General features: G+C 67.9%; 21 protein-coding genes. 11 read left to right on the forward strand and 10 right to left on the reverse strand.

The window, feature by feature from the left end; genetic code table 11:
- Positions 1 to 72: 72 nt before the first annotated feature.
- The 7 genes from H3O04_RS03760 to H3O04_RS03790 form a co-directional block, all read right to left on the reverse strand.
- Positions 73 to 2,004, reverse strand: coding sequence for a type II and III secretion system protein family protein (locus tag H3O04_RS03760; RefSeq protein WP_105798111.1), 1,932 nt, complete (start codon positions 2,002 to 2,004; stop codon positions 73 to 75).
- Positions 2,005 to 2,108: 104 nt separating this feature from the next.
- On the reverse strand, positions 2,109 to 2,948 hold the full coding sequence (gene cpaB / locus H3O04_RS03765) for a Flp pilus assembly protein CpaB (RefSeq protein WP_105798112.1): 840 nt from the start codon (positions 2,946 to 2,948) through the stop codon (positions 2,109 to 2,111).
- 35 nt (positions 2,949 to 2,983) lie between these two features.
- Complete coding sequence (locus H3O04_RS03770) at positions 2,984 to 4,384, reverse strand: ATP-binding protein (protein WP_202587165.1); 1,401 nt, start codon at positions 4,382 to 4,384, stop codon at positions 2,984 to 2,986.
- A gap of 43 nt (positions 4,385 to 4,427) precedes the next feature.
- Positions 4,428 to 4,967, reverse strand: a complete 540-nt coding sequence (locus tag H3O04_RS03775) for an A24 family peptidase (protein ID WP_202587166.1) — start codon at positions 4,965 to 4,967, stop codon at positions 4,428 to 4,430.
- A 28-nt stretch (positions 4,968 to 4,995) separates the two neighbouring features.
- The gene (locus H3O04_RS03780; RefSeq protein WP_105798114.1) at positions 4,996 to 5,202 is read right to left on the reverse strand and encodes a Flp family type IVb pilin; all 207 of its coding nucleotides are present in this window, start codon (positions 5,200 to 5,202) and stop codon (positions 4,996 to 4,998) included.
- Between the two features lie 82 nt (positions 5,203 to 5,284).
- A complete protein-coding gene (locus H3O04_RS03785) occupies positions 5,285 to 5,476 on the reverse strand; it encodes a Flp family type IVb pilin (RefSeq protein ID WP_011549059.1) in 192 nt (63 codons plus the stop codon).
- A 139-nt stretch (positions 5,477 to 5,615) separates the two neighbouring features.
- Positions 5,616 to 5,807, reverse strand: coding sequence for a Flp family type IVb pilin (locus H3O04_RS03790; RefSeq protein WP_011549060.1), 192 nt, complete (start codon positions 5,805 to 5,807; stop codon positions 5,616 to 5,618).
- A gap of 171 nt (positions 5,808 to 5,978) precedes the next feature.
- Between H3O04_RS03790 and H3O04_RS03795 the strand changes: the two genes are divergently transcribed.
- From H3O04_RS03795 to H3O04_RS03825, 7 genes are all read left to right on the forward strand, one after another.
- Positions 5,979 to 6,320 carry a hypothetical protein gene (locus H3O04_RS03795; RefSeq protein WP_185921500.1) on the forward strand — a complete coding sequence of 114 codons (342 nt, stop codon included), beginning with the start codon at positions 5,979 to 5,981 and terminating at the stop codon, positions 6,318 to 6,320.
- Positions 6,321 to 6,856: 536 nt separating this feature from the next.
- Positions 6,857 to 8,095, forward strand: a complete 1,239-nt coding sequence (locus H3O04_RS03800; protein WP_202587167.1) for a glycosyltransferase family 87 protein — start codon at positions 6,857 to 6,859, stop codon at positions 8,093 to 8,095.
- Positions 8,092 to 9,471, forward strand: coding sequence for a glycosyltransferase family 87 protein (locus tag H3O04_RS03805; protein WP_202587168.1), 1,380 nt, complete (start codon positions 8,092 to 8,094; stop codon positions 9,469 to 9,471). The genes H3O04_RS03800 and H3O04_RS03805 overlap by 4 nt, the downstream gene beginning before the upstream one ends.
- A 24-nt stretch (positions 9,472 to 9,495) precedes the next feature.
- A complete protein-coding gene (locus tag H3O04_RS03810) occupies positions 9,496 to 10,539 on the forward strand; it encodes a glycosyltransferase family 2 protein (protein ID WP_011549064.1) in 1,044 nt (347 codons plus the stop codon).
- A 12-nt stretch (positions 10,540 to 10,551) separates the two neighbouring features.
- The gene (locus H3O04_RS03815; protein WP_202587169.1) at positions 10,552 to 10,935 is read left to right on the forward strand and encodes a GtrA family protein; all 384 of its coding nucleotides are present in this window, start codon (positions 10,552 to 10,554) and stop codon (positions 10,933 to 10,935) included.
- Between the two features lie 295 nt (positions 10,936 to 11,230).
- Complete coding sequence (locus H3O04_RS03820; protein ID WP_023475068.1) at positions 11,231 to 11,734, forward strand: inclusion body family protein; 504 nt, start codon at positions 11,231 to 11,233, stop codon at positions 11,732 to 11,734.
- Between the two features lie 65 nt (positions 11,735 to 11,799).
- Complete coding sequence (locus H3O04_RS03825; RefSeq protein WP_023475069.1) at positions 11,800 to 12,339, forward strand: AidA/PixA family protein; 540 nt, start codon at positions 11,800 to 11,802, stop codon at positions 12,337 to 12,339.
- A gap of 72 nt (positions 12,340 to 12,411) precedes the next feature.
- Here H3O04_RS03825 and H3O04_RS03830 read toward each other — a convergent pair whose 3' ends face one another.
- Positions 12,412 to 13,353: an ABC transporter substrate-binding protein gene (locus H3O04_RS03830; protein WP_202587170.1), complete on the reverse strand. Its 942-nt coding sequence runs from the start codon at positions 13,351 to 13,353 to the stop codon at positions 12,412 to 12,414.
- A 96-nt stretch (positions 13,354 to 13,449) separates the two neighbouring features.
- On the reverse strand, positions 13,450 to 13,875 hold the full coding sequence (locus H3O04_RS35995) for a TauD/TfdA family dioxygenase (protein WP_337249614.1): 426 nt from the start codon (positions 13,873 to 13,875) through the stop codon (positions 13,450 to 13,452).
- Positions 13,876 to 13,942: 67 nt separating this feature from the next.
- On the opposite strand from H3O04_RS35995, the gene H3O04_RS36000 reads away from it, so the two are divergent.
- The 3 genes from H3O04_RS36000 to H3O04_RS03845 all read left to right on the forward strand — a co-directional run bounded on the left by H3O04_RS36000 (position 13,943) and on the right by H3O04_RS03845 (position 17,725).
- A complete protein-coding gene (locus tag H3O04_RS36000; protein WP_237666166.1) occupies positions 13,943 to 14,581 on the forward strand; it encodes a hypothetical protein in 639 nt (212 codons plus the stop codon).
- Between the two features lie 380 nt (positions 14,582 to 14,961).
- Positions 14,962 to 16,404, forward strand: coding sequence for an MFS transporter (locus tag H3O04_RS03840; RefSeq protein WP_202587171.1), 1,443 nt, complete (start codon positions 14,962 to 14,964; stop codon positions 16,402 to 16,404).
- Positions 16,405 to 16,456: 52 nt separating this feature from the next.
- Positions 16,457 to 17,725 (forward strand): ATP-grasp domain-containing protein, encoded by a 1,269-nt coding sequence (locus tag H3O04_RS03845; RefSeq protein WP_202587172.1) that lies wholly within the window; start codon positions 16,457 to 16,459, stop codon positions 17,723 to 17,725.
- A gap of 8 nt (positions 17,726 to 17,733) precedes the next feature.
- On the opposite strand, the gene H3O04_RS03850 is transcribed toward H3O04_RS03845, so the two are convergent.
- Positions 17,734 to 18,609, reverse strand: coding sequence for a LysR family transcriptional regulator (locus H3O04_RS03850; RefSeq protein ID WP_202587173.1), 876 nt, complete (start codon positions 18,607 to 18,609; stop codon positions 17,734 to 17,736).
- Between the two features lie 147 nt (positions 18,610 to 18,756).
- On the opposite strand from H3O04_RS03850, the gene H3O04_RS03855 reads away from it, so the two are divergent.
- Complete coding sequence (locus H3O04_RS03855) at positions 18,757 to 19,701, forward strand: hypothetical protein (RefSeq protein ID WP_175833196.1); 945 nt, start codon at positions 18,757 to 18,759, stop codon at positions 19,699 to 19,701.
- Positions 19,702 to 19,736: the final 35 nt, after the last annotated feature.

Below are 19,736 nucleotides of genomic sequence, written 5' to 3' on the forward strand. Positions count from 1 at the left end.
GCGGGGCGGCGAGCGCCGCGCGGCGCACGAATACGAGGTAGGCGGATTTCATGAGCTTCCCCTTGGACGGTTTCAACGATCGGTGGACTGGGGTTCCGCGGCGGCGCGCGCAACCTGCGCTTTCGGCGCCGCCGCGCTCCGGTGCTTCGGTCGCGCCGCCGGCGGGGCCGACGGTTCGGGGCCGGCGGCCGCGAGGCGCGCGGCGGCGGCTTCGATGCGCGCGACACGCGCCGCGGTGGCCGCGTCGGACTGCGGGGCGGCGGCCGCGACCGGCGCCGGCGCCTTCGGCGGCTCGGCCGGCACCGGCGGCTGCACGTCGGCGTCTTGCGGCGCGCGCGGTGCGGGCAACGCGGCCGGCGCGACCGGTGCTTCCGACTTCGGCGCCGGAGCAGGTGCCGGCGCCTGGGCCGGCGTCTGCGGCGCGGCGGCTGCGCCGTTCGCGGGTTGCATCGGCTGCGCGCCTGCCTTGCGCACGCCGCCACGGCCTTCCATGTTGCCGGTCGCAAAGACGTCGACTTCGTTCGGCTTCGAGAAGCTGTCGGTCGGCAGCGCGACGTCCGCGGTCTGCAGCGGCTTCACCAGGTGCGGCGTGATCAGGAAGATCAGCTCGGTGCGATCCTGCTGGAACGACGTGCTGCGGAACAGCGCGCCGAGCACCGGCACTTCGCCGACGCCGGGAATCGCCTTCAGCGCGCCGCTCGCGTTGTCCTTGATCAGCCCGCCGATCGCGAACGATTCGCCGTCGCTCATCTGCACCGTCGTCGACGCTCGCCGTGTCGTGATCAGCGGCAGGATCGACGTGCCGCCGATGTTGGACGCGCTCAGCGTGACGCCCGTCTGCGACAGTTCCGACACTTCCGGCGCGACCTTCAGGCTGATCCGGCCGTTGGCCAGCACCGTCGGCGTGAACTTCAGCGCGACGCCGAATTCCTCTTCCTGCAGCGTGATCGACGAGACGCCATTGCTGCCGCTCTGCGGGATCGGGATGAAGATCTTGCCGCCCGCGAGGAACGTCGCCTCCTGGCCGCTGATCGTCACGAGGTTCGGCTCCGCGAGGATCTTGACGAGGTTGTCGGTGTTCTGCGCGTCGGCCGCGATGCTGAACGGCTTGTTGTTCGCCTTGTTGAACACGGCGCCGCTCGCGACGCCCGCGAGCAGGTTGCTGACCAGCGCGCCGCTCCACGAACCGAAGCCGCCCTGGATGTTGAACGCGCTGCCCATCTGGTTGATCAGCGTCTTCGACACCTCGGCCACCTTCACCTCGAGCATCACCTGCTGCGGCGACGTGACGTTCAGCATGTTGAGCACGCCGCCGCCCTGCTTGCCGCCTGCCGCATCGCCCGCGCTGTCGCCGTACGCATGGGCGATCTGCACGGCCTGCTGCGCGGCCTGCGAGCTCGACACGGTGCCGGCCAGCACGATCGTCCCGGCCGCGGTCGACACATGGATGTCGCGCTCGTTCGGCATCAGTTGCAGCAGCGACGCCTGCAGGCCGCCGGCGTCCGCGCCGACCGCGACGTCGATCACGCGGCATGCGCCGCTCCTGCCCTGCACGATCATGTTGGTCGTGCCGACCGCAAGCCCGAGGATGTACAGCGTCTGCGGCGACACCATCGTCGCCTGCGCGACGGCCGGGTTGCCGATCGTCCGATTGCGGACCGGCTCCGGCATCGGCACCAGCAGCGACTTGCCGAGCGGCACCGCGACGCTGGTCGATTCGCGCACGGCGCCGACGCAGTTCGGCCCGCGCAGCGGCCCCGCCGACGCGGCGGGCGCGGCGGCCGGCACCGGCGCCATGCTGATCGTCATCTGCATCGGCCCCTTGCCGACCGCGGCCGGCGCGCTGGCGCCGCCCTTCGTCAGCACCGCCGACTCGATGCCTTCCTGCGCGAGCGCGCCATACACGGTCAGCCATCCCGAACAGAGGATCGCGGCCATCATCGTGCCCCGTGCGACGCGTGTGCGCAGCGGGCCGGTACCTGTGCGTTGCGGTTTGATCTTCATTTCGTCTGATCCCCCGAGAGACCGGCGCCGTGCCGGTTATCGACTTCCAAGGCCGCCGCGCGATGACGGCGGCCGGTTTGTTGGTCTGGCTATAGGCATTCGTTTCAGAAACATTCGACGCTGCCCTTCACGCCCGTCAGCACGCCGACGCAGTCGCGCCGGACTTCCGGCGCCGCGTGCGACGCGACGTGCACGCGGACCGGCCGCACATGGACGGGCGCCGGTGCCGCTTCCGGCACGGGTTCCTTGCCGAGCAGCGTCAGCTTGGTCGCGCCGCCGGTGGTCAGCGTCTTCTGGTCGACCTGGTTGCGCAGCACGAGCGACAGCGTGCCGACGCTGCGTGCGAGGTCGAGCCGTTCGGCCTGGTCGGGCGTGACTTCCAGCGTCACCGCGTTGACCACCTTCGGCGCCGTGTCGTCGCGGCTGACCTGCTGCGCGACGGCCAGCACGAGGATGTGCTCGAGCACGATCTTCGAGATGCTCTGCCCGTCGGTCTTGCCCTGCTGTTCCTGCGTGTTGACGATCACGTCGACGTAGTTGCCCGGCAGCGCGAAGCCCGCGACGCCGACCACGTCGTTCACGCGCACCGTGATCGCGCGGCTGCCGTCGGCAATCACCGCGGACAGCCCGCCCTTCGTGCCGACCGGCGCGAGCTTCGACTCGATCACCGGCTCGCCGCGCGCGAGGCTGGTGCGCACGACGCGCCCTTCGAGCGTTTTCGTATCGGTGAAGGCGCCGGTCGGCACGCTGCCGGCCGGCCAGCTGACCATGTGGATCTGGTTCGGCCCGAGCGGTTCGCCCAGGTTCAGGTCGGTGGTGGCCACCGCGACGGACGTGACCGAGCTCGTGGACGTCTGTACCAGCCAGCGGGACGCGAACACGACCGCGGCGAGACCCGCGATCATCGCGACGACCAGCATCATGAGCGCTCGACTGTTTTTCATGGCAATGCTCCTCGACGAATCGTGAAAGAAACGGCTCAACCGGTGATGAACGTGCGGCCTCCGCGCTCGACGGGCGGCGGATGGCTGCCGTCCCGTTCAGGCGCCGCGCCGAAATAACTCGCCCACGCGTCGTACAGCGCGTCGTGCGTCACCTCGGGCGGATCGCCGCGGTAACGCGCGCCGGCGGCCACGAGGCGCAGCAAGTCCGCCGGAAAGCACGCGAGAAACGCCTTGCCGGTCGGCAGGTGAAGCCGATGCAGCAGGAAGTCGAAGGCATCGCTCGCCGACACGAGCCCGAGCGACGCGCAGGCCGCGTCGTACACCGCGCGGTAGTCGTCGATCGACATCGCGCCGACGTGCAGCTTCGAGCCGAGGCGGCGCATGAACGCGTCGTCGCAGAACTGCTCCGGCGCCAGGTTGCTCGAGAACACCGGCCACACGTCGAACGGCATCACGAAGCGGTTGCCGGATTCGAGCGTCATGAAATCGACGCCGCGATCGAGCGGACGCAGCCAGCGGTTGAGCAGGTCGCGCGGCTCGACGCGCTGGCGGCCGAGATCGTCGACGACGTACATGCCCATGTTCGCCTTCATGTGCGGCGGCGCCTGATAGAAACCGGCTGCTTCGTCGCGACGCAGGTCGAGCTCGTCGAGCGTCAGCTCGCCGCCCGACATCACGACCGGCCGTTCGCACAAGCGCCAGCGGCGATCGACCGACTGGCCGCCGGCCGGCGACCCGACGTCGACGTGCACGAGCGGGTCGTAGACCTCGATCACTTCGCCGGCCGCGCAGATCGCGTACGGGATCGGCACGCGGCCGTGCATCAGCGCGCCGAGCCGCTCGGCGAGAAAGGTCTTGCCGCTGCCGGCCGGGCCGTAGATCAGCAGCGGCCGGCCCGCGTTCAGCGCGGCGGCCGCCGCATCGAGCACCGCCGTGTCGATCACGATGCCTTCGAACGCCGCCCACACGTCGCTCTGGCCGATGTGCAGCTTGCGCACCGAATGCGCGGCCACGCTCGCGAGATACGCGTCGAGCGTCACCGGCGCGGGTCCGCTGTAGCCGCTGCGCTCCCGTTCCTCGAGCGCGAGCACGCGGCCCGCATCGGTCAGGCGGAACGTCACGTCGAGATCCGTCGCGCCACGATGGATCAGCTCGACGAGATGCTCGCGCACCAGGAACGCAAACACTTCGTCGAGCACCGCGAGCGGCAGGCAGTGCCGTTCGACCAGATCGCCGTACGACGGGCGGCCGAGCACCAGCGTCGACTTCAGCACGAGGCCGCCGACGAACGCCATGCTCAGGCCGGTTTCCGCGAGCGAGCGCGGCGCCGGCGGCAGCTGCGCGCCCGGCTTCGTATGGGCCTCCCGCGACGGCGGCGGATCGGGCAGGCGTGCCACTTGCGCATCGCGTCTCGGTTCGGTGTGGTTCGTGTTCATGATCGTTGCGTCCCCGTTGCATTCTCGTTGCGATTCCGCCGCGCTATGCGCACGACGCGAACAGCGTGCCCAGCGTGCCGACCGCGATCGCCACGCCGTACGGCAGCGTGCCGACCGATGCGATCTCGACGGGGCCGTCGTCGGCCTCGGCGCGCGCCGCCTGCGAGCGCCGCACGATCAGCGTGCGCACGTTCGTCCACATCTGGCGCATCCGCCCGCGCAGCAGCGCGTAGGCGATGGCGCCGATCCCGCCGGCCAGGAACGTGGCCAGCACGATGTAAAACGTCATTTCCGCGCCGACCCATGCGCCGATCGCGAGCATCAGCTTCACGTCGCCCGCCGCCATGCCGCGCAACAGGTAGAACGGCAGCAGCAGGCCGAAGCCGGTCGCCGCGCCGGCGAGCCATCCGAGCACGCCCACCGGCACGCCGTGCAGCAGGCACTGCGCAACCAGCGCACCGCCCAGGCCGAGCAAGACGAGACGGTTCGGAATGCGACGGGTCGCGATGTCCGTGCTGGCCGCGGCGACCGCGAGCAGCGTCACGCACAACGGAACCGGGTAAGGCGGTGCAACGGGAAGCATGACGAACCTCGCGTATCGAATCGGTGGATCAGGAAACCATGGACAACGCGGTGCTCACGGCGGCCGTCACGGCCGCGGCGATCATCTCGTACGCATCGCCGAGCGAGCCCTTCAGCGTGACGACGCTGCCCAGCACCGCGACGGCGAACATCGACGCGAGCAACGCATACTCGATCGACGTCACACCCTGTTCGTCGGCGATCCAGCCGCGTACGACACGCATGATGGTTTGCATGACGGTCTCCGGTTTCCGGTTGACGGAATCGCCGGGGACGGCTCGAACGCTGCACCAGCCGAGCCGTCCGCGGCACGGTCCATCAGATGGCTGCGACCGCCGAATCGAGGTCGTCCGCGATCGTGGTGAACACGGTCTTGAGGTCCTTGCCGACCGTCGACAGCGCGGCAATGATGCCGATGGCGATCAGCGCGGCGATCAGGCCGTATTCGATGGCCGTCACACCGTCTTCATCGCGGACGAAACGGCCGACTTGTTGAATGAACTTGGACATGATGATCTCCTTGCGTAGTCACTTTCGAAGCCTGGCGCGCCGGCTGGATCGGATGATCCGGCATCGATACGTCGAGGCAGGTTGTTGATGCCGTGTGGTGCCGACGAACAATCCGGAGGGTCGTTCGTCGTACCGTTCGTCAAATGGCTGCTACGACCGAATCCAGATCGTCGGCGACCGTGTTGAAGACGGTCTTCAGATCCGTACCGACCGTCGTCAGCGCACCGACGATGCCGATCGCGATCAGCGCGGCGATCAGGCCGTATTCGATGGCCGTCACACCGTCCTGATCCTCGACGAACCAGGCGATCTTTTCGATGATTCTCGACATGAGCACTCTCCTTTCGGACTGCTATGAAATACCCTTCGTCGGTCAGGACGTCGGGGGCTGGCACCACCGGCACTACTCTGGAAATCGGCAACCGGCGATCAGTCGCGGAAACGGGGTGGACCACCCCGGTCCGTGCGAACGGATATCGGCGAGACGGAGCATGAGAGACGCGTGTACGGTTCGACCGGCCGGATGAACCGGGCGAGTCGAGCGACCGGAACGGCACGACTGCCGTTCGACGCATGGAATTCGGTTGAACGAGAGATGAACTCCCGGCAAAGCTGCAATGTGTCTTTAACGCGGCTTGCGATCCGCGATGTGCTGTGGTCGTTCATTTTTATTCCCCATGTACCGCCATGCCGATTTCTTATTGCCCGGAAGCTATCGGGTCTCGTTGGTCGTTCGACGACGGTTGCCGCGGTTGATCGACCTGGAGCGGCGTATTCCCCGACGCGCTCCGGCCCGTCTTTTCCGCAGGTGATTCGCGGGCCGGTTCCTCTGCTGTTTGCCTGAACCGCCCGGTCGTCACGTCGTCGACTGCCGTGCCAACGCTTACGCAAAGAGCGGACCATCCCGGGCGGAATCGAGGCGCACCAAGGGTTCCGGCGATCCACACGGCCGCCCGTCAAACGCCCGGCAGCCGAAATGTTTCACCTTTGATATATGCGGTGCCGGCGAATGCAGCCGGCATGAAACGCCGTCGCCGCGCTGCACAAAGGGCCTAAAAAATTTTCTCGGGATTTTCCCGAACGCCGCAAGCCGCTCGTGTGTCGCGGGTCCGGCGGCACGCACAGCCGGTAAAAATCGCGGAATGTTTCAGGCCAGAAACACGAATCCCGGTAATGGCGTTTTCTCATACCAGAAATGGTGGTTTTCACCCGAATCGCTGAACACATTCAATGTCGGCCGACCGTGCGCGGTTTGCATCACGCGATTTTTTCTTCAACAATGAATTCACGGACAACGCCATTTCAGAGCGATCGATCCGCAGGCACGACAACATCAAACGGCTGCGACAGACCACGCGGCCACACGACAGACGGGGCATCATGTACACAGCCAATCGTGGAACGCGCGATCGCGCAATACGCTGTGCTCAATGGCTAACGGCCGACCGGATCATTCCGTACAGCTGCATCATGCTGATGCTCTTCGCTGCGCTGGTGATCGTCTGGGGCGTCGTCACCAACGGCTTCACGTCGAACGCCACGGCCCGCCCCGGCACCGACTTCTCGGTCTTCTGGACCGCATCGCATCTCGTGTTGCAAGGCCATGCCGCATCGGCCTACGACGCTTCGTCATTCGTGCAGGCCGAGTTCGCGCACTTCGGTGCGTTTCTCCAACACCGGCCGCTTCCCTGGCTCTATCCGCCGACGATGCTGCTGTTCATCGCGCCGGTTGCCCTCGTGCCTTTCCTGCCCGCTTACTTCCTCTTTTTCGCGGGCAGTCTTTTATGCTACGCGCTCGCCGTCTCGCGGTTGTCGGGACTGCGTGCGCATCTTCCCGTGCCGCGCGCCGCGATGGTGGTCGTCATCGCGTATTCGGCGGTGTGCATGTCCGCGCTGTTCGGTCAGAACAGCATCCTGACCGCCGGCCTCGCGGCACTCGCGCTGCATCTGCTCGGCAAGCGTCCGGTGCTCGCGGGCGTGCTGATCGGGCTGCTCGCGATCAAGCCTCAGCTCGCGGTCGTGTTCCCGTTCGTGCTGATCGCGACACGTGCGTGGCGCACCTTCGCGGCCGCGGCGATCAGCGCGACACTGTTCACCGCGGCCGGCGTCGCCCTGGCCGGCCCGGCCGCGCTGCACGGGCTGGCTCGTGCGATGTCGACGGTACGCGAACAGCATTTCATGCTCGCGTCGTACTGGCTCGCGTCGCCGACGCCGTTCGCGGCGCTGCGGCTCGCGGGCGCACCGGTCGCCGCCGCGCTTGCCGCCCAGGCCGCGGTCGCGCTGCTCGCGATCGCCGCGGCCGGCAGCGTGTGGCGCCGTACGCACGACATGCGCCTGCGCGGCGCGGTGCTGGCGGTCGCCACGCTTCTGACGACACCGTATCTGTGGCACTACGAACTGACGTGGCTCGGCATCGCCATCTTCTGCCTGATCGCGCACGGTCTCGACGAAGGCTGGCTTCCCGGCGACCAGGGCATCCTCGTGATCGCATGGTTGCTGCCGATCTTCGAGATGTTCAATCGGCTGATGAAGCTGCCGCAGATCGGGCCCGTCGTGCTGCTCGCGGTGCTGTTCGTCGTCGTGCGTCGCACGGCACTGGCGTCGCGAGGCAAGCAATGAAAGCGCCTTCGTTCGCCCGCCATGGGCATTCCGCCATCGACGTGCATCCGGAACTCCCGATCGCGGGTCCGCGCCGCCATCCGCACTGGCTCAATCGCGACCGCGTGCGCGTCTATGCGGCCGCCGTGCTACTGACGGAACTGCTGTTCATCGCCCTCTACCTGATCCGCATGATCCTGTCGAAGCACGGCGCACCGGAACCGCTGTCGCCCGATTTCTCGCCGATCTGGAGCGCCGCGTGGCTCGCCGCGCACGGGCACGGCGCCAACGCGTGGCATTACGCCACGCTGTTCGCGATCGAGAAATCGGCGGTTCCAACGATCACGCTCGCAAACGGCACGCAGCCGTGGCTCTATCCGCCGACGATGCTGCTGCTCGTGCTGCCGCTCGGCTGGCTGCCGTACACGCTGGCGCTGGTGCTGTGGCTCGGCATCACGTATGCGCTGTTCGCTGCAACGATTCACGCGACCGTGCAGCGCGATGCCGCGTGGCTGTGCGCGCTGGCGTTCCCCGGCGCATTCCTCACGGTGATCGTCGGGCAGACGAGCCTCTTCACCGCGACGCTCGCCGCCGTCGGCCTGCTCGCGCTGAACCGCCGCCCCGTCTGCGCCGGGATCTGCTTCGGGTTGCTGACGATGAAGCCGCAGCTCGCGGTACTGTTCCCGCTCGCGCTGCTGTGTGCCGGCCAATGGCGCGCGCTGGCCGCATGGGCCGCGACGATCGCGGTCAGCGCCCTGCTCGCGACACTCGCGTTCGGCGTCGGCCCGTGGGTCGCGTTCGCGCACGTGATCGCCGACGTCTACGCCATCGTCGGCACCGGCCGTGCACAGCTCGCGCGCATGCCGACCGTGTTCGCGCTCGCGACGATGGCCAGCTGGCCCGCGCTCGTCGCGCGCGGCCTTCAGTTGCTGTCGGCGGCGGTTGCCGCGATCGCGGTCGTCTACGCGTGGCGCGGCGCGTGCTCGTACGCACTGCGCGCCGCGACCCTCGCATGCGCATGCCTGCTCGTCAGCCCCTATCTGTACGACTACGACCTGACCTGGTACGGCATCGTGATCGCGTGGTACGCGCGCTATGCGTTGACGCGCGGCTGGCGCCGCTTCGACCGCGAATGGCTGATGCTGCTGTGGCCGATGCCGCTCGCGGGCCTCGCGGTCGTGCCGCACCTGCCGTTCCAGTTCATGCCGCTCGTGACGCTCGCGTCGCTCGCGCTGCTCGTCAGCCGGATCGCGCAGGAACGACGCGACGTGCCGTCGATGCCCGACGCGCGCGATACCTCGACCGAGACCGGGTTCGCCCATCCGTCCCGAGCACACCACCGCCCGGCGCACGGCATGCGCCGCACCGGCCGCCCGACGCTCGGCGCCGGCCGGTAAGACGACATCACAAGGGGAATCATCATGCGGGAATCCATCTACACGCCGCTCGTCTCGCTGGTCGTGCCGTTCTACAACGAAGGCGAAGCCGTCGAGCGCTTCTTCGACGTCGTGATTCCGTTGCTGAGCGCGATCGATGCGATCCGCTTCGAGATCGTCTGCGTGAACGACGGCAGCCGCGACGATACGCTGGAACGCCTGGTCCGGATCGGCGCCGCCGAGCGGCGCGTGCGCGTGATCGACCTGACCCGCAACTTCGGCAAGGAGGCCGCGCTGACGGCCGGCCTCGACGAAGCCGCCGGCGACGCGGTGATCCCGCTCGACGCCGACCTGCAGGACCCGCCGAGCCTGATCCCGGTGATGATCGAGCACTGGCGCGACGGCGCGGAGGTCGTCGCGGCGAAACGCAGCAACCGCGCGTGCGATTCGTTCGCGAAGCGCACCGCCGCCGCGCTCTACTATCGCGTGCACAACCTGCTGTCGGACGTGAAGCTGCCGGAGAACGTCGGCGATTTCCGGTTGATGGACCGCAAGGTCGTGAACGCGCTGCGCAACCTGCCCGAGCGGCACCGCTTCATGAAAGGGCTGTTCGCGTGGGTCGGCTACAAGACCGTGATCGTCGAATACCAGCGCGATCCGCGCAGCGCCGGGCACTCGAAATTCTCCGGCTGGAAGCTGTGGAATTTCGCGCTGGAAGGCATCACCAGCTTCAGCACCGTGCCGCTGCGCAGCTGGACCTACATCGGCGTCGGCATCGCGGCGCTCGCGTTCGTGTACGGCGCGTTCATCATCCTGCGCACGCTGCTGTTCGGCAACCCGGTGCTCGGCTACGCGTCGCTGATCTCGGTCACGCTGTTCATCGGCGGCATCGAGCTGATCGGGATCGGCGTCGTCGGCGAATACGTCGGACGGATCTACGACGAATCGAAGCAACGACCCGTCTACCTGATCCGCCGCCGCTACCAGGCGCACGGCAAGGTGATCGAACTGCCGGTCGCGCGCGACGCACGCCGGCAGCCGGCTCGCCGGCGCGCGCAGCCGGTCCGGGCGCGCATCGGCGCGCGCTGACCCGCGCCCGCCATGAGCACGCTGCTCCAGGCCGAGCGCACGCGGCTCGTGCGCTTCGGCGTGTCCGGGCTCTGCTCGACCGCGATCCATGTGCTGGTCGCGACGGCGCTGTTCGCGCGCCTCGATGCGGCGCCGGTGACCGCGAACGCGGTCGCATTCCTCTGCGCCACCGCGTTCTCGTACCTGGCGAATACGCTGTGGAGCTTCTCGTCGCCGGTGCGCACCCGCAACGCGATGCGCTTTCTCGCGGTCACGCTCGCCGGCTTCGTCGAAACGATGCTCATCGCGCGCGCCGCCGAGGCGCTGGATGCGCCGCGGGCAATGGGCGTCGTCGCGATCGCCCTGCTGATCCCGCCGACGACGTTCGTGCTGCACCGGCTCTGGACCTACCGGTAAGCGCCCCTTCTTCCGTCCCCGCACATCATCGGCCAATCAATTAACAGATTCAATGTCGTGATATTCATGTCACGCATCGAATCGATTGATTCCGATTTTAAAATTAACTCGATAAATCATTTTATCGACCTGTTTACCTTTACAGCTTCCACGTTTAACCAAACGGGATAATCTGCATTCGCCGTCGCTTCTGGATGTCTCGATACCGGCGAAAAGCCTTGCAGTACAAGGCGATGGCGGCTGCACGAAGCAATTCGCGCAACGATAAGTCCCATTACTTCAAACGGGAGCTTCTATGTCACGCGTTACCGATGTGCTCGTTTCGTTCGATACCGAAACCATTCTCAAAAAATATCCGAATCCCAGCAAGAATCCGGCGGCGCCGACGCTGATCGACTGGCACTACGTCTACATGGTCACCAACCAGGACAATGTCATTTCCGGGCAGGCGGGCGGCGAGCTCGATCTGAAGGCGCAGGTCGGCGACCTGATCCGCTGGCGCGAAACGAGCCTGTCGCTGGGCTTCGAAAACCAGGTGGTGTTCTACAAGTTCATCGGCAACGTCGGCAACGACCTGATCTCGACGCCGACGCCGCGGGTCGCGGAGGCGTCGATCCCGGTGCCGAACACCAGCAAGCCGGAAGTACCGACGTGTCAGAAGGTCGCGAACTACTACTGGTCGTCGGAATGCCTGAAGGTCGGCCGCGTGACCTACCACTTCCAGTTCCAGATCATCGATCGCAATTGCCAGAGCCAGGGTTGCTTCTCGTGGGACCCGTTCATCTCGATCCATAACTGATCGCGGCATGCGGGCGGCCGCACGACGGCTGCCCGCGCCGCTCCCTTGTTGCGGAGGAGGTGCTCATGTCTGGTGTTCGTTGCGATGCGCTCGCGATCGTCGACGCCGTCACGCTTCTGTCGGCCTACCCCGAGGCGAGCCGGGACGCCGACGCGCCGACCGTGATCGACGGCCGGCACATCTACGTGTTGAGCCCCGGCGACGCCGGGCAGGTCGGCCACAACGACAACCGGCTCTTCGCCGGCCTGTCGCCGGGTGACCAGCTTCATCTGCGCGAAACCGCGCTGGCGCTGCGTGCGGAGGTCACCGTGCTGTTCGTCCGGTTCGCGCTGAAGGACGCGGGCATCGTCACGCCGCTCGAAGCGGAAATCCGCGACGCCGCCACACCGGTGCCGGACGGCGATGACCTGCTGCATCCATCGTGCCGGCCGATGAAGGACCATTTCTGGCGCGGCGAAGTGCTGGCGCCGGGCAGTACCACATGCACGGCCGATTTCGCCGTGCTCGATCGCGACGGCGCCGTATCGGGCTACTTCCGCTGGGAAACGACGATCGAGATCGCGGGCAACCGGCCGGGCACGAAACCGTCCGGCGTCAACCCGTAGCCGGATCGCAGCCGCCATTTCATGCTGCAGCCGAACAGCGGCCGCTCGCTCGAGTCTCGCCATGCGCCGTCGTCAAGTGCGCGGCAGCCCCGGCGGATTGGTCTGCGACCGGTCGATCGCCTCGGCATCCAGCTGCCAGTGATCGAGCGCCTTCCGGTAGCTGCCGTTCGCGATCAGCGCATTGATCGCGAGCGTCAGCGGCTCGGCGAGGCCGCTGCCCTTGCGGGTCGTGATCGCGATATCCGCGGTGCGCGGCCAGCCGCCGCTGACGGTGCCGATCAATTTCGCATCGCCGCGCAGCGACGCCTGGTACGCGAGCATCGAATTCACGCTGAAGATCGTGTCGACCCGGCCCGACTGCAGCGCGACCCAGCGCTCGGCCGCATCCGCGTAATACTGGATCTCGACCGGCGCGAGGCCGCGCGCGACGTTCTGCCGGTTCCATTCGAGCAGGATCTTTTCCTGGTTCGTGCCCGAATCGGTCACGACGCGCAGCCCCGCGACGTCCTTCGGCTCGCGGATCGCGGCCAGCTTGCTGCCGGTCTTCACGTAGAAGCCGAGCTGGTCCTTCCGGTAAGTCGAGAAATCGAACTTCTCCTTGCGCTGCTCGGTCACCGTCACGTTCGAGATCACCGCATCGACCTTGCCGGACTGCAGCGCAAGCGGCCAGTCGGCCCACGCGAGCGGCACGATCTTCAGCTTGCGGCCGACGCTGTCCGCGATCAGTTGCGCGAGATCGGGATCGAAGCCGACCACCGTGCGCGCGTCGGTCGCATAGGTGCTGAGCGGCGGCAGGTTCGGCGCGATGCCGATCGTCAGCGTGTTCGCTTCGGCGAACCGGAAGCCAGCCGGCAGCGCCTGCTCGACCGCCGGGTTCACGGTGCCGCGCTGCCGGGCCGGCTGCTCGGGGCTCAGGTCGAACGATGCGGCGTGCGCGGCGACGGCGCTCCCGGCGATCAGCGCGGCGGCCAGCACGCGGGCGATGCGTGTAACGGCAAAGGCGGTTCTGCTCATGTCTTGTGGAATCCTGTTTTTATTCGAGGATGCGTGGAGCGAGGGCGGGCAGCGGGTCGGCAACGGCCGGCGCCGGCCGCTGCCCAGCCGGATCGATCACGCAGGCGTCGCTTCGAGTTCGACCGCGGCCGCACGCTGCGGCGCCGGTTGCACGACGGGCGACGGCTGCCTGGCCTGCGCCGATTCGCCCGCATACAGCGCCTTCGGGTCGAACACACGCGCCTGCAGCGGCGTGAACGCGCGGAAATTCCACAGGCTGCGCGCGACGAACACGCGCTGCACCCAGCGAAACGCGCGGTCGTTCTCGTCGTACTGCGGATCGAAGCGGTCGCGCGAATGCAGCGTGAAGTGATTGTTGATCAGCACCAGCTTGCCCGGCGACACCTGCACGCCGAACGACACCTCGCGCACCGCGCGATACAGGTTGGCCAGCGCTTCCTGCGCGCGCGTGTTGACCGCCAGCACCATGTCCGGATAGAACGCGACCGTCACGCGCGGCGCATCGAGCGGCCCCGACAGCACGGCGCTCAGGTCCGTGTTGTCGCGCGGCGTGGGCGCCGCGCCACCGGTACGGCACGCGGATGATGTAGTGCTCGCCGTAGAGTTGCGCGATATCGTCCGGCGACAGCAGTTGCAGCGCACGGCGCGCATCGGCGAGCCGTGTGTACGGGCCGCCGCCGGCCTCGCTGCGCACGCCGAGCAGCAGCAGCGCGAACGGCGACGTGTCGCCTTCCGGCATGTGCGCCTGCGCGGCGTTCTCGATATGAAAGTCGAGCTCGACCTCCGAGCCGAGGCCCGTGTAGTCGCGCGCGGTCGCCTTGTGCGGCGTCAGGTTGTTCACCAGCTCGCGGCCCTCGTGTGCGATCGAGTACGGTTCGCCGGCCAGCGTGCTCAACGCGACCAGCACGTTCTCGCTCAGCACGCCGGCCTTGAACGAGCGGCCGGTTTCCTCGAACCGCGGGCTGCCCTTCACGTCGTCGTCGATCGGCAGGTTGTCGATCTCGATCGAGCCATGCGCGTCCGCGGTCGGCGCCTTGGCGCGATCGAATGCGTCGACGATCCGGTCGGGAAACGCGTTGTAGGCCAGCTTTCGGACTGCGCTGATATAGCCTGCGCCGCCGGCCGGGTCGTAGGCCAGCGCGCCGAGCGTCTGGCGAATGTGAGCGGATTCCGCTGCCGTCAAAGCGATGCGTGCATCTGCGAGATAGGTCATAGGTCTCTCGTATAAAGATCTGGTTCGAAGAGCGGCGTGGCACACCGCCGCGCTCCGCCGTCCTCGGGGCGAAGCGCTCGACAAGACTAGGAGACCGTCATTGCATTACGAAATGATATTAATTCGATTGCAAACAAAAATTATCGATATAAGTTCAGCAATGCGCACGGAACCGGTTCACGTCCCTGGCGTCATCCCTTAACACGAATACTTGTTAAAAAATCGCTGCTTATTATTTGTATTCGCCAACGGGTCGATGCTAGTTTTCTGTCGGATTCGACAATGCGGCCAGCGCCCGACGGGCAGCCGGCTTCCTTCATCCGCCATACGGAAACCTGCCCGATGAATCGATACCGCCTGCCGCCGCATACCTGCCGCACGCCCCGGGAGCCGCGATGAGCGACCGTGCCCCGACGCTCGACCGCGTCGACCGCGTGCCGACCACCACCGCTGATTCGCGCCGCACGTCGCTGCGCGCGATCTTCCCGACCGTCGCGGCCGCGAGCCTCGGCTTCGCGATCGTCCAGCTCGACGTGACCGTCGTCAACGTCGCGATTCCGAGCCTCGGCCACGCGTTCGGATCGAGCATCCACGGGCTGCAGTGGATCGTCGATGCGTACACGCTGTCGTTCGCCGCACTGCTGCTGACCTCCGGCACGCTGGCCGACCGCTTCGGCAGCCGCCGCCTGTTCGCGTACGGCCTTGCGCTGTTCCTGCTCGCGTCGTTCGGTTGCGCGCTCGCGCCGTCGCTGGTCACGCTGGTCGCCGCGCGGGTCGCGCAGGGCGTCGGCGCCGCGATGATCCTGCCCACGTCGCTCGCGCTCATCACGCATGCCTGCGCCAACGATGCCGCCGCCCGCGTGCGAGCCGTCGCGTGGTGGAGCGCGACGGGCGGCGCAATCAGCGCGGCCGGGCCGACGCTCGGCGGCCTGCTGATCGATTCGCTCGGCTGGCGCGCGATCTTCTTCATCAACCTGCCGATCTGCGCGCTCGGGCTGTGGCTCACGCTGCGCCGCGTGCGGGATTCGGCCGCCGCGCGCACGCGGCTGTTCGATCCGGCCGGCCAGTTCGTCGCGGTGCTCGTGCTCGGGCTGCTGACGGGCGGGATCATCCGGGCCGGCGCGCATGGATTGGGTGATCCGTATGCGGCCGGCGCGCTGATCGCGTCGGCCGTACTCGGCGCGTTGTTCGTCGCGATCGAACGGCGCGTGGCCGCGCCGATGCTGCAGCTCGCGTTGTTCCGGCTCCCGCGCGTGCCGGGCGTGCTGGCAATCGGCGCGGTCACGAATGCGGCGTTCTACGGGCTGATCTTCTCGCTCAGCGTCTATTTCCAGAACGCGCGCGGCTTCACGGCGACCGAATCAGGGCTCGCGCTCGCGCCGCTCACGATCATCATGCTCGCCAACGTCGCAAGCGCGCGGCTCGCGGTCCGCTACGGCTTCCGCGCGACCGTCATCATCGGCCTCGCCGTCTCGCTCGCCGGCTACGCGTGGCTGTGGCAGACGCTCGCCCCGCACACGCCGTACGTGCTGCTGGCGCCCGGGCTCGCGGCGATGGCGATCGGCGGCGGCATCGCGATTCCCGCGCTGACGTCGACGATGCTCGGCAGCGTCGAGGCCGGCCGCTCGGGCACCGCGTCCGCGATCCTCAATACCGCGCGCCAGGTGGGCGCCGCGATCGGCGTCGCGGCACTCGGCGCGCTGGTCGCCGGCCAGGGCGCGGCAATCGTGGCCGGTGCGGCACGTGCGTTTGTCATCGCGGCCGTGCTCGTCGCGATCTGTGTCGTGCTGGCGGTACGCTGGCCCCGCGACGCATCCGCTACCGGCACGCGGGCCTGAGCGCGCCGTCGCCCGACCTCCTTCAACCGATCCCCATCCGAGCGAGGAATCCATGCAGCATCGCTTCATCGATACCGTCCTGATCGTCGACGGCGCGTCGACCGCCGCCTACCTGGCCCCCGCGTTTCGTGCATACGGCATTCGTTGCGCGCATGTGATCAGCGACCCCGATCTGCCGGAAATCTACCGGAACCAGTTCGTGCCATCCGACTACATCCGCCAGGTCCAGCATCGCGGCGACATCGACGCGACACTCGCGCAACTGAGCGATCTGCGGATCGGCGCCGTGCTGCACGGCCTCGATGCGGCGCTGGAGCTGGCCGACACGCTGGCCGAGCGACTCGACGTGCCGTCACGCAACCCGCTCGCGACCTCCGCCGCGCGGCGCGACAAGTTCGCGATGAACGAACGCATTCGCCAGGCCGGGCTGCGCGCGCCGGCGCACTTTCACAGCACGTCGGTCGATGAGGCGCTCGATTGGGCACGCGCGCACGGCACGCTGCCGCTCGTCGTGAAGCCGGCGCGCAGCGCGGGCGTGGCCGGCGTGAAGATCTGCCGGACGCTCGCGCAGGTCGAGGCCGCCGCGCGCGACGTGCTGGCCACCCGTTCGCTGTACAACCAGCCGAACGACGACATCGTGATCCAGAGCTATTCCGAGGGGCAGGAATACATCGTCGACTCGGTATCGTTCGAAGGCCGGCACCGCGTGATCAGCCTGTGGGAAGTGCATCGCGACCGCACGCACGCGCCGCGGCTCGACAAGATGCTGGTGCTGAACCACGCCGACCCGCGCTACGCCCCGCTGCTCGACTACGCGGCCGACGTGCTCGACGCGCTCGACGTGCGTTTCGGGCCGACCCACCTGGAGCTGTTCGATACGGCCGACGGCCCGACGATCGTCGAGCTGAACGCCCGGCTGCACGGCAGCCTCGATCCGCGGCTGACGAGTGCGGTCAGCGGCGAGAATCACGTGTCGGCCGCCGTCGAAGCGGTGCTGCATCCGGAGCGGCTGTTCGGCGACGTCACCGCGCCGACGGATTTTCGCGGGTACTGCGGGCACGTGCTGCTGCTGTCGTCGCGCAACGGCGTGCTGCGGCAGGATTTCACGTGGCAGGCGATCCAGGCGCTGCCGTCGTTCGTCGGGCTCAAGCAGTGGATCAAGGTCGGCGACACGCTGCGCGTGACCACCGACCTGCAGACCGCGCTCGGCACGGTCGGCCTGTACAGCCCGACCTTCGAGCGGCTGCTCGAGGATTGCCGGCGGATTCGCGAGATCGAGGCCGATTTCTTCGCGGACGAAGGCGCGGTTGCGCCGGCCTAGGGCGTGTATCAGCGCGCGAGCAGCGCCCCCGCCTGCCGGCCGAGCACCGCGCGCAACGCGTCGAGCTCGGGCAAGGCAGGCGCTTCGTCGGGCGTGACGAGGTAGGTGGTCACGCTGTCGAGATCGTCGAACGCATGCGTGCGCACTTCCTTGCGCGCCACATGTTCGGTCGTGATCCGCTTCGGCAGGATCGCGACGCCCATCCCGGCCGCCACGCAGCCGAGGATCGCGCCGAACGTGCCGAACGACGACACCGATTCGATCGCGATGCCGCGCGCCTTCAGCCAGTGCTCCGCGACCGCGCGATACGGGCAGCCATCGTGAAACGCGAGCAAGCGCACCGTGTTGTCGGCCAGCAGTTGCCGGCGCGTGACGGTCGCCGCGCTCACCAGCACCATGTCTTCCGCGAACGCGGGCTCGTAACGCAACCCGGGCCGGACCACCGCCCGTGCGGTCAGCGCCGCGTCGATCCGGCCGCGCAGCAGCGCGTCGGCCAGATCCGGCTCGCTGCCGATCTGCACCGCGAGGCCGAGCGCCGGATCGCGTTCCTTCAGCGCGGCGGCCAGCGCCGGCAGCCGCGTGGCGGCCGTGCTTTCCATCGAACCGAGCCGGAAGCTGCGGGCAACCGGCGTTTCGCGCACCACCTGCGTCGCCTCGTCGACGAGGCGCAGGATGCGATCGCAATACGGAATCAGCCGGCGCCCGGCATCGTTCAGCACCAGCCGCTTGCCGTGCCGGTCGAACAGCGGCGCGTCCAGCGACTCCTCGAGCTGACGCAGCCGCGCGGTGACGTTCGATTGCGTGCAGCCGAGCCGTTCGGCCGCACGCAACGCGCTGCCTTCCTGCACGACGGCCCGGAAAGTTTCGAGCAGAGGGATGTTCATATCGATTTCTCTTGTTACTGATTCAGTTTATATCATTTTACTTCGCCCATCATCCGGATTAGCCTAGGGCATGTTCCGAGGAATCCGCATGCCATCTGCTGCCTGCTCCGGCTTTACGTCCGTTCGCCGCCCGCCCGAGGTTCGTCCGTGCGTGCACTGATCGCCGCGCTGGTGCGGCGCGGTCCGACCGTGCTCGCGTGCGGCGTCGGCCTCGGGCTGCTGGTGCCGCCACTCGCGGCGCTCGCGCGGCCGCTGATGCCCGTTACCGTGTTCGTGTTCGTGCTCGGCACGCTGCTGCGCGTCGAACCGAGCGCCGTGCGCGCGGTCGCGCGACGGCCCGCGGTGTCGCTGCTGCTGCCCGCGATGACGATGATCGCGTGCCCGGTCGCGCTCGGCATCGCCGCGCGGCTCGCCGGCCTGCCGTACGACTGGGTCGTGGCACTGGTGATCGCCTACTGCGCGCCGCCGTCGAGCGGCACGTCGACGATCGCGCGGATGCTGTCGCTCGACGCCAGTGTCGCGCTCGTCGCGACCCTCGCGTCGATGGTGTTCGTGCCGCTGACCGCGCCGCTGCTGACCGCCTGGTTCAGCCACGACGCGGCGGTGTCGATCTCGCCGTCGAGCCTCGCGCTGCGGCTCGCGCTGCTGATCGGCAGCGCCGAGGGCGTCGCGCTGCTCGTGCGGCGCTTTGCGGGCGCACGGCTCGCGCGCCATGCGACACCGATCGACGCCATCGTCGTCGTCGCGCTGCTCATATTCGCGCTCGGCACGATGGCCGGCATGCAGCAGTCGATCGTCGACGCCCCGCACCGCGCGTTGACCGCGATCGCCCTCGCGTTCGCCGTCAACGCGGGTTTTCAGATCGTCGCGTACGGGCTCACGCCCGGCGACGTCCGCACGCGCCTGAACGTCGCGCTGATCGTCGCCAATCGCAACGTCGGGCTGATGTGGGCCGCGCTCGGACTGGCCGCGACGCCGACCATGGCGCTCGTGTTCGCGTGCGCGCAGTTGCCGATCTATACGCTGCCGCGCGTCGTCCAGCATCTGCTGCCGCGCCTCGAGGCGCAGCGCCTGCGCAGGCGCGCACGCTAGCCGGCTTCCCTCTTCCGCCCTCGATCAAGGATTCC

It is taken from the genome of Burkholderia sp. KCJ3K979, assembly GCF_016759955.1.
Classification (GTDB): Bacteria; Pseudomonadota; Gammaproteobacteria; order Burkholderiales; family Burkholderiaceae; genus Burkholderia; species Burkholderia orbicola.